This window comes from Pelagicoccus enzymogenes, assembly GCF_014803405.1.
Classification (GTDB): Bacteria; Verrucomicrobiota; Verrucomicrobiia; order Opitutales; family Opitutaceae; genus Pelagicoccus; species Pelagicoccus enzymogenes.
In genome coordinates this window covers 1-9,703 of sequence record NZ_JACYFG010000004.1, presented here as the reverse complement: position 1 = coordinate 9,703, position 9,703 = coordinate 1, and the positions used below count along the sequence as shown (strand labels likewise).

10 protein-coding genes are annotated in these 9,703 nt (G+C 56.3%); 7 read left to right on the top strand and 3 right to left on the bottom strand.

Annotated elements, in window-relative coordinates:
• Positions 1-687: 687 nt before the first annotated feature.
• The 3 genes from IEN85_RS02135 to IEN85_RS02125 form a co-directional block, all read right to left on the bottom strand.
• Positions 688-1,299 (bottom strand): hypothetical protein, encoded by a 612-nt coding sequence (locus IEN85_RS02135; RefSeq protein ID WP_191615426.1) that lies wholly within the window; start codon positions 1,297-1,299, stop codon positions 688-690.
• Between the two features lie 73 nt (positions 1,300-1,372).
• The gene (locus IEN85_RS02130) at positions 1,373-2,104 is read right to left on the bottom strand and encodes a Panacea domain-containing protein (RefSeq protein ID WP_191615425.1); all 732 of its coding nucleotides are present in this window, start codon (positions 2,102-2,104) and stop codon (positions 1,373-1,375) included.
• 6 nt (positions 2,105-2,110) lie between these two features.
• Positions 2,111-2,494 (bottom strand): helix-turn-helix domain-containing protein, encoded by a 384-nt coding sequence (locus tag IEN85_RS02125; protein WP_191615424.1) that lies wholly within the window; start codon positions 2,492-2,494, stop codon positions 2,111-2,113.
• 105 nt (positions 2,495-2,599) lie between these two features.
• Between IEN85_RS02125 and IEN85_RS02120 the strand changes: the two genes are divergently transcribed.
• The 7 genes from IEN85_RS02120 to tnpA form a co-directional block, all read left to right on the top strand.
• Positions 2,600-5,548 carry a CHC2 zinc finger domain-containing protein gene (locus IEN85_RS02120; RefSeq protein ID WP_191615423.1) on the top strand — a complete coding sequence of 983 codons (2,949 nt, stop codon included), beginning with the start codon at positions 2,600-2,602 and terminating at the stop codon, positions 5,546-5,548.
• A gap of 19 nt (positions 5,549-5,567) precedes the next feature.
• The gene (gene xerC, locus IEN85_RS02115) at positions 5,568-6,506 is read left to right on the top strand and encodes a site-specific tyrosine recombinase XerC (RefSeq protein ID WP_191615422.1); all 939 of its coding nucleotides are present in this window, start codon (positions 5,568-5,570) and stop codon (positions 6,504-6,506) included.
• A 43-nt stretch (positions 6,507-6,549) separates the two neighbouring features.
• On the top strand, positions 6,550-6,735 hold the full coding sequence (locus tag IEN85_RS02110; protein WP_191615421.1) for a hypothetical protein: 186 nt from the start codon (positions 6,550-6,552) through the stop codon (positions 6,733-6,735).
• The gene (locus IEN85_RS02105) at positions 6,720-7,019 is read left to right on the top strand and encodes a type II toxin-antitoxin system RelE/ParE family toxin (RefSeq protein ID WP_191615420.1); all 300 of its coding nucleotides are present in this window, start codon (positions 6,720-6,722) and stop codon (positions 7,017-7,019) included. The genes IEN85_RS02110 and IEN85_RS02105 overlap by 16 nt, the downstream gene beginning before the upstream one ends.
• A 49-nt stretch (positions 7,020-7,068) precedes the next feature.
• Positions 7,069-8,058, top strand: a complete 990-nt coding sequence (locus IEN85_RS02100) for a hypothetical protein (protein ID WP_191615419.1) — start codon at positions 7,069-7,071, stop codon at positions 8,056-8,058.
• A gap of 14 nt (positions 8,059-8,072) precedes the next feature.
• Positions 8,073-8,336, top strand: a complete 264-nt coding sequence (locus IEN85_RS02095) for a hypothetical protein (RefSeq protein ID WP_191615418.1) — start codon at positions 8,073-8,075, stop codon at positions 8,334-8,336.
• Between the two features lie 1,072 nt (positions 8,337-9,408).
• The coding region (gene tnpA / locus IEN85_RS02085) for an IS66 family insertion sequence element accessory protein TnpA (protein ID WP_191615361.1) at positions 9,409-9,703 on the top strand (295 nt) is incomplete at its 3' end.

The window sequence follows — 9,703 nt, the reverse complement described above, 5'->3', positions numbered from 1 at the left end:
AAAGCTGTCATCTCATGTGCTCTGCTTCGTCGGCACAGTCAGCTAACCTAGCTTCCTTCCACGCCTCCTTGCATATATAGTGCCCCACCCGTCAGGGCAGCAGCACCCAGCCCGCCAGCCGTTCCGTCTGTCATGCTTGCTGCTTGCTTCCCTTCCTCCCCGGGACCCGCCCCGCGAGCTTTCGTCACTTCGTGCCGATGCGGGGCACCCGATCCCTGTCCTCCCACACACAGTGTGGGGGCTCCGAGGCGCAGGCCGTGTGTCTGTGCCGGTGCCTGGAACGCTCGCTAGCCCCGGCTTGCGATTCGCGTCTCCACCTACGCCAGCAAACTAGTCCCTTCGGGCCGTCGGACAAGTGCTGTCGCTTCACGGCGTAGCCGCGAATCGCCAGCTCGGCGGCTGCGGCGTCCAGCCAATGGCCCCGCCACCCGGCCCACGCCTCTCCGCCCTTACGGACTGAAGATCTAGCGAACGCACTCGCAAGCGAGAGCGAGCCGTGGGTAAAACCTAGGCCATCCTTCGTACCTCAGGAAGGCCCCGATCTTGTCGGGCCTAGCCCCCGACGCTTTTATCCTTTAGCGGCTTCGATAGGTTAGCCTTCGCCGTCAAGGTCGTATCCGCTCCGCGGATCTCCACCTTGACGCCTGCGGCTGATGTTTTTGGGCCGCTAAAGAAAAACAGTCGGAATCAGACTGCGGAACCCGCTTCTTCCGCCTGAAGCAATATCTCGCCTTGCACGTGTTCGCCGAACTCCTCGAGCTTCGAGGCGAGCTCGAGCGGATCGAGCTGAAGCGTCGTCTCCTCAATCGCGTTGATTCCGGCCGCGAAAGGATCGTTCAGCACGGCGACGGAGTCGTTGGGAAGCTCGGTTCGAAATGCCGGCAGGTAAAGCATGTTCGGAAACTCGTCGTTCTTGACGGCTTCGATGAAGGCCTCGGGGAAGCCGTGGTCGACTTCGCTTTTGCGAAGCGAGTAGATCGGAGCGAAGACGTAGTAACTAGGGTTGGGAGCCTTGGGCAGGATTCCGGCGAAATGATTGGCCTGCTTGCGAAGGTTGACCGGGTCGCAGTGTATTAGCAGGGCAGGACGTAACTTAACTTTGGATACAATGAGATCCTCGTTGCTCTTGAGTCCGATCTCGGGCAGCGGCATCCGCTTGTGGAACTCGACCTTCTCGGACTCTCTGGGCTTGCCGATCTCCTTTGGCGTCAAGGCTTCCGCCTTTAGGGGAAGCGTCGAAATGTCCTGCCCCTCCTTGAGGAAGCCGAGTCTCAACCCGATGGCTCGGTTGGATATCATTGGGGCCGGCGCCCAAAATATCTGGCCGGGCCTGTGGGTCCGCTGTCCGACTTTGCTTAGAATTATGTAGGGATCAGCCATCCTTAAGTCCTCTGAGTTCCTCGATCGCTTCCTTGCTCATGAAGGCTGACTTGCCCTCGATCTTCGGCAGGTCCGCAGTTTTTTGCTTAGCGATGACGTCCATCGCCTCCTTGTAGGCAGGCGACTCCATCGCCTCTCTCCACTTCCTGGCCTTCGCCTTGAGGCGTTCGGCCTTCGCTTGGTATGCGGCTCTTCTGCTTGCTCCCGCTTCGGTCGCCTTGGGCATCTCCATAGTCGCCGGCTTGTCGATGAAGGCCGGCATCTCTTTGTTTACGGGAACGGTGGAGAAGTCGAGCTCGTCGCCTCGCTCTGCGGCGAGCATCGGTTCGGTTCGTTCGTAGCAGAAGTCTATGACTTTGCTGACGTCGCGGTCCTTGAATGCCTTCAGGATGCTCTGGATCATGCCTTCCATCCCGATGGATAGCTTCTCGTTGATGCGGTCGAAGCCGTAGAACTCTCGTTCGTCGTCTTCCCTGAAGTCTCTCCACCCGACTCTGAAATGGTCCTGGACGCCGTTCATTGCAATGGAGGCATCCTGAGACCAGGGGCCGTAGTGGAAGAACTTCCAGTTTATGGCGGTGGCTTGCCTGCCGTGAAATCGCCAGTGGCAGTAGTCGAGGAGGTAGAGGTACTTGGTGAACTGGATCTTGTCGGGCCAATGGCCAGCTTCTAGGCATCGGGAGAACAGAATCTTCCCAATATCAACTGTATTAGAATTATCCATACGAATCTAAGACGCCTGCGCGAGCAGGGCGTCCACGACCTTGAGGATCTCCTTCTGCCTCGTTTGAGGCAGCTTTCGAATCGCCTCGAAACGGCGTTCGAGCTGCGACGCAGGGCCACGCTTGCCGTTTTTGCGTTCGAGGCCTAGCAGCTCCTCCTCGGTCGTGCTCAATGCCTGAGCGAGCGAGGGTAGTCTTTCAAGGGGAATCCGCCTGAAGCCTCGCTCGTAGTGCGCGTAGGTCCCTTGGGATATGCCGAGACGCTCGGCGACCTCGACTTGCGTCAGTCCTTCGTTCTTGCGCAGCTGAATTAGTCGCTGGGCCATGGCGTTGTTGAAGTCGGAGTCCATGGGGAAGATCAGATTTAGTGGACGCATTATACGGGTGTTCATGGCAGATCGTGTAATTTTATGCTTTACGATATTACTGATAGTAATATTACTTCGAGTAATTATTTTCCCAACTTCGGACTTGACGCATTTTGAGAAAACCAGCCCATGCCCAGAATCCCAGAAGAAGAGCTTGAGCGGCTCAAGCGCGAGGTAGACCTCGCGACGCTCGTTCGCTCGAAGAACATCGAGCTTAAGCCCCACGGGTCGAAAGACCTCATCGGCAAGTGTCCCTTCCACGACGACGACAGCCCTTCGTTCGTGGTCACCCCATCGAAGAACCTCTTTCACTGCATGGGCTGCGGTGCGGCTGGAAGCGTCGTCGACTTCGTGATGCGAAGCGACGGCGTTTCCTTCCGTCACGCCGTGGAGCTTCTGCGAGAGCAGAACCCCCGGCTTTTTGGCGGCGAAGCCGCGAAGAGGGCGACGGTTCCGAAGCTGGAAAGCCCCGTCGCCTTCGACGCCAATGATCACGCCTTGTTTAGGCAAACGCTCGACTACTACCGCGAGCGATTGCTTGCGACGCCTCCGGCCTTGGAATACCTGGACAACCGCGGAATCTCCCGCGAAGCGATCGAGGCCTTCAGGATCGGCTTCGCCGACCGAACGCTTGGCTTGAGATTGCCGCAGAAGAACCGCAAGGACGGCGCAGAAATCCGCGAGCGCCTGACGAAGCTCGGATTGTATCGAGAGTCTGGGCACGAGCACTTTAACGGCTGCCTTGTCTTCCCGATCTTCGACGAGTCGGGGAACGTGGCGGAGATTTACGGTCGCCGGATGGGCAAGCAGAAGAGCGGGATCTATCACCTTTACTTGGCTGGGCCGCATCGCGGCCTGTTGAACGCGAAGGCGTTCGAAAGCCCCGAAGTCATCCTGACCGAAAGCGTGATCGACGCTCTTACGTTCTGGTGCGCTGGCCTTCGAAACGTGACTTGCATCTGGGGAACCGAAGGCTTCACCGACGAGCATCTGGAGGCATTTAGGAGGAGGAAGATACGACGCGTCTTCCTTGCCTACGATTCCGACGAAGCGGGTGATCGAGCCGCAGAGCGTGACGCTTCGCGTCTTGGCTCGATAGGAATCGATTGCTTTCGAGTCCAGTTCCCAAGGGGCATGGATCCCAACGAGTACGCCTTGAAGGTGAAGCCTGCCTCGAAATCCCTGCCTCTTTTGATCCAGTCGGCGAAACCGCTCTTTAGCTCAAAGACCGAGGTGTGTCCTGACGAAAGGGATACGCGCGCTCTTTCCTCTTTTGAAGAGTTAGCTGCTAACTCGTTGGTCGCCGAAGAGGCGACTAAAGAGGAAATCCCTTCGCCGCAGGCGAACCATGCGGTCAAGCTGGCTCAGCTTGGCGAAGATCATGAGGTTGAAATTGGCGACCGCGTTTACCGCGTTCGCGGTCTGTCGAAGAACGCCTCGCTCGAAGTCCTGAAGATCAACTTGCGGGTGATGCATGAAGGCTTGTTCCATGTCGACAACCTCGACTTGTATCATGCTCGGCAGCGAAACGCCTTCATCGTCGCCGCGAGCGAGGAGACGAATCTGAAGATCGAGCTTTTGAAGCGCGACCTGGGCAAGATCCTTCTCGCTCTGGAGAACTTGCAGGAAAAGCGCTTGAAAGCGGAACTAGAGCCTAAATCTAGCGCAGTTGAAATCCCCGATGGATCTCGAGAGGCGGCGTTGGATCTGCTTCGCGATCCTCGTTTGCTCGAACGCATCCTGACCGACTTCGCCGCTTGCGGCGTGGTGGGCGAGCGCACGAACAAGCTTTGCGGCTATCTCGCCGCCGTATCCAGAAAGCTGGATCGCCCCTTGGCGATCATCGTTCAAAGCACCTCGGCCGCAGGCAAGACGAGCTTGATGGAAGCGGTGCTCGAGATGATGCCCGAGGAGGAGCGAATCAAGTACTCGGCCATGACGGGGCAAAGTCTGTACTACTTGGGCGAGTCAGACTTGAAGCATAAGATCCTCGCCATCGTCGAGGAGGAGGGAGCCGAAAAGGCGAGCTACGCCTTGAAGCTCTTGCAGTCCGAAGGCGAGTTGACGATTGCCAGCACGGGCAAGGACGACAACGGACGATTGAAGACCGAGGAGTATCACGTCGAAGGTCCTGCTGCCATCTTCCTGACGACGACGGCCATCGACATCGACGAGGAGCTTCTCAATCGCTGTCTCGTCTTGACGGTCGACGAAAGCCGCGAGCAGACTCAGGCGATCCACGCCTTGCAGCGTGACGCCGACACGCTCGAAGGCTTGAGGCTGAAGATCGAGCGCAAGCAGATATTGGATACGCACCGCAACGCGCAGCGCTTGCTTCGTCCGCTTCACGTCGTCAATCCCTTCGCTCCTCGATTGACCTTCCGCAGCGATCGCACGCGAACCAGACGCGACCATGTCAAGTACCTGACTTTGATCCGGACGATTGCTTTGCTTCACCAGCATCAACGCCCACTCAAACGCGAGGGAAGCCTCGAATACATCGAGGCCACGCTCGCCGACATCGAAGCCGCGAACTCAATCGCTCACGAAGTCCTAGGCCGTAGCCTGGACGAGCTGCCGCCGCAGACGCGGCGACTGCTCGGGCTTCTTCAAGGACTCGTGAAGTCGATTGGCGAAGAGAAGGGGATCGACCTCGACCAGGTGGCGTTCACTCGTCGGGACGCGCGAGCGTTCACCGGCTGGAGCAACACGCAGCTGAAGCTTCACTTGGATCGACTCGAAGATTTTGAATACATCGACTCTCTTCGCGGAACGCGGGGCTCGTCGTACGAGTACCAGCTCGCCTTCGACGGGGACGCTTCGAGCGGAAAACCTCAGCTGATGGGATTAATCGACCTCGAAAAGTTAAGGTACGACACTAAGTTTACGGGGGTAGATGGCGAGTTTGCGGGGCAAGCCGAAAAGAACACGGGGCCAAAACGCCCCAAAAACGCGGGGTGTCCGAAACCGGAAAGCGACGCAAGTCGCTCTTCCTCAGGGGGAAGCCTCGAAGTTTACCGAAACGGCCACAATCGCGAGGCCTCGCTTGAAATCCTTCCCGCAGTCGCGGGATCGTAACCGTACCCACAGATTGGATATGGAAGCCTTCGAACTGGCCGGCCTTCTTCGCGACTACTGCGAGCATCTCGAGACGCGAAATTTTGCCTCGGGCACGGTCCGCAACGCAAAGCTCTACATCGGGGGCTTTGCCGATTGGCTGGGCGAGCGAGGCGTCGAGGACGCCCGCCTAGTCACCAAGCCGATGCTTGAACGCTACCAGAGGCATCTCTTTCGTTATCGAAAGAAGAACGGGGAGCCGTTGTCCTTCGGCAACCAGCACGTGAGGCTGACGACGATCCGAGGCTTCTTCAAATGGCTTTGCCGCCGTGACGTCCTGCTGGCAAATCCCGCCGCGGACCTTGAAATGCCCAAGGTCGGGCAGCGACTGCCGAAGGCGGTCCTGACCGCTCGGGAAGTCGAGCAGGTCCTCAACGTGCCCGATCTCTCGACGCCTGTCGGCGTCCGCAATCGGGCGATCCTGGAAACGCTCTATTCCTCGGGCATCCGTCGCAAGGAGCTGGCGAACCTTCGCCTCGACGACGTCGATCTGGAACGGGGAACGGTCCTTGTTCGCAAAGGCAAAGGCGATAAGGATCGCCTGCTTCCCTTGGGCCGCAGAGCGGCCGCATGGGTGCGCAAGTACGTGGAAGAGGCGAGGGGGCAGATCGCGTTCAAGGACGGCGACAAGGCCTTGTTCCTGTCGAACTCCGGAATCCCGATCACGCCCGGCATCCTAGGCAACCTCGTTCGATCGCTGGTGGCGAAGGCGGAGATCGGCAAGACTGGATCTTGCCATCTCTTCCGCCACGCGATGGCGACCCTGATGCTCGAAGGCGGAGCCGACCTCCGCCACGTGCAGGAGATGCTAGGGCATGCCCGACTGAACACGACGGAGATCTATACTCACGTGAGCATAGGCAAGCTTATCGAGGCCCATAGGCTGTCGCATCCTGCGGAAGCGAGAGGCTTGGAATAAGACGAGGATTGAACTTTTTGAGGAAATGGCCGACTGTATGGATATGACCGCCAAAGAACTGGTTAAGAACGCGATCGAGGCCTTGCCCGACAATGCCACCCTCACGGACATCCGCGAGGAGCTGGAGGTTATCGAGGGCATCGAGAAGGGCTTGGCGGACGCGGACGCCGGGCGAGTCGTTTCCCATGAGGAAGCCGTTAGACGGATCGAATCGTGGACCTCAAGATAGTCTGGACCGAAACGGCCCTCTCTGACGTCGAATCGATAGTCGGGTACGTCGCTGACCGTAATGTCGATGCTGCCCGAAAGCTGGGCGCCGACCTGATCTCCTCAGTGGAAAGCCTGTCTTCGCTTCCTCGCCAAGGAAGGCTTTACGAGCCTAGCCGCGAGGGTGGAGAGGTTCGCGAATTGCTTTGTCGAGGCTATCGGCTCTTCTATCGGGTGAAAGACGGGCAAGGACTGGTCGAAATCGCCCGTGTCTGGCACGGAGCTCGCAGCGAGCCCCGGATGTAGTCTAAAGGCTTGCCAGAGAGCGACTAGCAGGCTTCTCTTTTAGCCGCTAATGGTCGCTCTTGCCGAATGGATCCAACAAGACGAAACCGCCTCCGATGAAGGCGGTTCTTTTGCGTCCACGCGTCTAAGCGAACTGGATACGCAGCCAAAAAACCGCGTCTGGGATTTTTTCGGGGTATCGCCGAAACCGCGTCGGGAAACCGAGCCGCAAGTCGTTGAAGCGCATCTGGTTGTTTTGGTCGTCGTCGAGTACGACGCCTCTGTGTGCTATAAATACCTCTACGTGCATGCCAATCCGGTGATTTTCGTGGACCCGTCGGGGCGTTATTCGCTTATCGAAGCTCTGTACACAGCTCGGATGGCTCAGATGATTTACCAGATTGCAGTTCCCACAATCGTTGCGGGTGTCAATATCGCTGTACAAGGGAGGATCTACCAGGTTTTGCGACCTTTAGCAGATGAACTGAGTCTGCTTTCCAAGGAGCTTCATAGTCTAAGTCCCGAAGCTGCAATGCGAATAAATGGGAGTGTTACCAAAATCCAAGATGTAATATCTGCGGGTAATATCGCGTTCAATGTCTTATTCCCAACTGCTGCCTCAGCTGTCGGTGGCTCAGCAGGCGTTGGAATTGGTTTGGGAATTGCCCTAGCTCGTGCATACCTCCTTGAAGAGTTTGTTAGTTCGGTAGTAACCAACGTTGCTGAAGGGGCATCCTTTGATAATGGGGTTGCCTATTATCGAGCTTCGGGATCGGTGAATGGCTGGAGCTCTCTTTACCGTATCTTTCGAGGTAAGCTTAATCCCGCTAATGACGTTTCGAAACTCACTGATTTTGTTCGTTCTGTGAAGGCTAGAAATGCTCATGATGCTGAAAGGAACTTTGTGAAGTTTGGAAAACGTTTGGCTCAGTATGGGGACTTTGATGCGGATTTTGGCCTTCGAGGAAGTGTTGGAGCTTTCAGTGGGGCTGGTTTCGCTTGGTTCAAAACCCAATCCGGAACGTTGACTTATGGATACATCGTTGGGGGAGGGATTTAGCCGAGGCGAAAGTGATGAAGTACGATGAAGATGGTGGAGGTGTGTCATTCGCAAGACGATTGATGGGTGCGGTTGGAGGTGCAGTGGCTGGATTAGTGGTGTCTGCGATTCTGTTTTTTATTCTAGCGGTTGAGTTGGAGATAATAAGCGACGATGACGGGCAATTTACTCTTGTTGTACGAGTTGGGGTTGTAGTTGGTTTGATTTTGGGAGTATTGTTTCCGCGCGTTTTTCTTCGGATCGGTTCTGCTTTTGGGAAGTTGATTCCTGGCTTTTGATGATGTCATAAGTATCCAGAGAAAAAGTACAGCACAACTTGCGTTTAATTCCTAGATTGTAAGGAGCCAAAATTGGGTCAAAGGAGCCCAAATAGGGGGGGCTAATAAGGTCAGGGCTTAAATCTTGATATTGTATCCACTTGCTTCACCTTTCTTCGTATGGCGAGGCCCTTGCGATTCGAATACCCCGGAGCGATCTATCACGTGATCAATCGGGGGAACTCCGGTCCTGGATCTTCGATGACGGCAAGACGCGGCAGGCGTTCGAGAAGTGCCTCTTCGAAGCCTGCGAGCAGTTTGATTGGGTATTGCACGCGTACAGCGTGATGAGCAACCATTACCATTTGGCCTTGGAAGCTACTGACCCTATTTAAAACCTAAGCCGATGGAAGCATGGATTCACTTGAGTTCTTCCAGGTGACCCCTTTTAGCCTTTTGCTGAATATCTTTTTCCTTAATGCTCCTTGTTGCTGGGTCTGCTATTACTTTGAACGGAAGAAGTGGTTTTTCTGGCTTATGGTTGCTGCCACTACTGGATTGCTTGTTTGCTCTGTGTTTGCGGTGGTAAATGGGGCTTGGCGAGTCCTATACCAGGAGAATCTAATTCTAGGCAGTTTTAGCTTAGCACTTGGGTTTTGGTACCATTTGAGGAAAGGAAAAGGTTCGAAGCAGTGGACAACCTTCGAAGATTGATCCAGAAGTGAATATCATGGCCCTTGCTTTGCCACCCCGCAGCAAGCTGCGAGGCATCATGGCAAAGCAACCCTTCGGGCTCCGGGGCTCGATGAATCGCAAGATACAGACGAAGCAAGCTTCGAGGAATGTACCCGGTTGCGATTCAACTACGTTCTATTTCTGCAGTACGACACGTGCTCCTCGACAAGCTCTTCGGGGCTTCACTCTCACGCTAGCCGCTATTGTTTGTCATGCGGGGTGTGACCTGTCCCCTGGAGTTTTTAACGGCTTAGTGCCGTAGCATTACCGTGCTATCGCGGCGCGAGGCCGCTTCCTACGTAAGCGGTACAAATTCCGCCCCCTAGACGCTTGATTGTCGATCCGCTATTTTTCCTTCATGTCTACCGAACGAGGGAAACGATACACTGCAGAACAGAAGCAAGAGCTCTTGGAGCTCTTCCGCCAAAGCGGGATGAACGCGTCGCGCTTCTGCAAGGAGATGAACGTGAGCTATCCCACGCTCAGGCGCTGGCTCGGCCCGGAGTCGGCCAAGCCGGTCCAGTTCGTCGAGCTCGACGGAGCCGAACGGGGCGAAGGGAGCTTGAGCGTGGCCTTGCCAAACGGAATCTGGGCGGAGTTCCCGCTCTCCGCCGAGAGGTCCGTCGTCGCGGACTGGATACGGGAGCTGAAGG

What these genes read in the sequence shown, in the direction of transcription:
- IEN85_RS02135 (WP_191615426.1), bottom strand. Translation starts at nt 1,299, where the DNA reads ATGATATCCAACCGAGCCATCGGGTTGAGACTCGGCTTCCTCAAGGAG.
- IEN85_RS02130 (WP_191615425.1), bottom strand. Translation starts at nt 2,104, where the DNA reads ATGGATAATTCTAATACAGTTGATATTGGGAAGATTCTGTTCTCCCGA.
- IEN85_RS02125 (WP_191615424.1), bottom strand. Translation starts at nt 2,494, where the DNA reads ATGAACACCCGTATAATGCGTCCACTAAATCTGATCTTCCCCATGGAC.
- xerC (WP_191615422.1), top strand. Translation starts at nt 5,568, where the DNA reads ATGGAAGCCTTCGAACTGGCCGGCCTTCTTCGCGACTACTGCGAGCAT.
- IEN85_RS02095 (WP_191615418.1), top strand. Translation starts at nt 8,073, where the DNA reads ATGAAGTACGATGAAGATGGTGGAGGTGTGTCATTCGCAAGACGATTG.
- IEN85_RS02120 (WP_191615423.1), top strand. Translation starts at nt 2,600, where the DNA reads ATGCCCAGAATCCCAGAAGAAGAGCTTGAGCGGCTCAAGCGCGAGGTA.
- IEN85_RS02110 (WP_191615421.1), top strand. Translation starts at nt 6,550, where the DNA reads ATGACCGCCAAAGAACTGGTTAAGAACGCGATCGAGGCCTTGCCCGAC.
- IEN85_RS02100 (WP_191615419.1), top strand. Translation starts at nt 7,069, where the DNA reads ATGGTCGCTCTTGCCGAATGGATCCAACAAGACGAAACCGCCTCCGAT.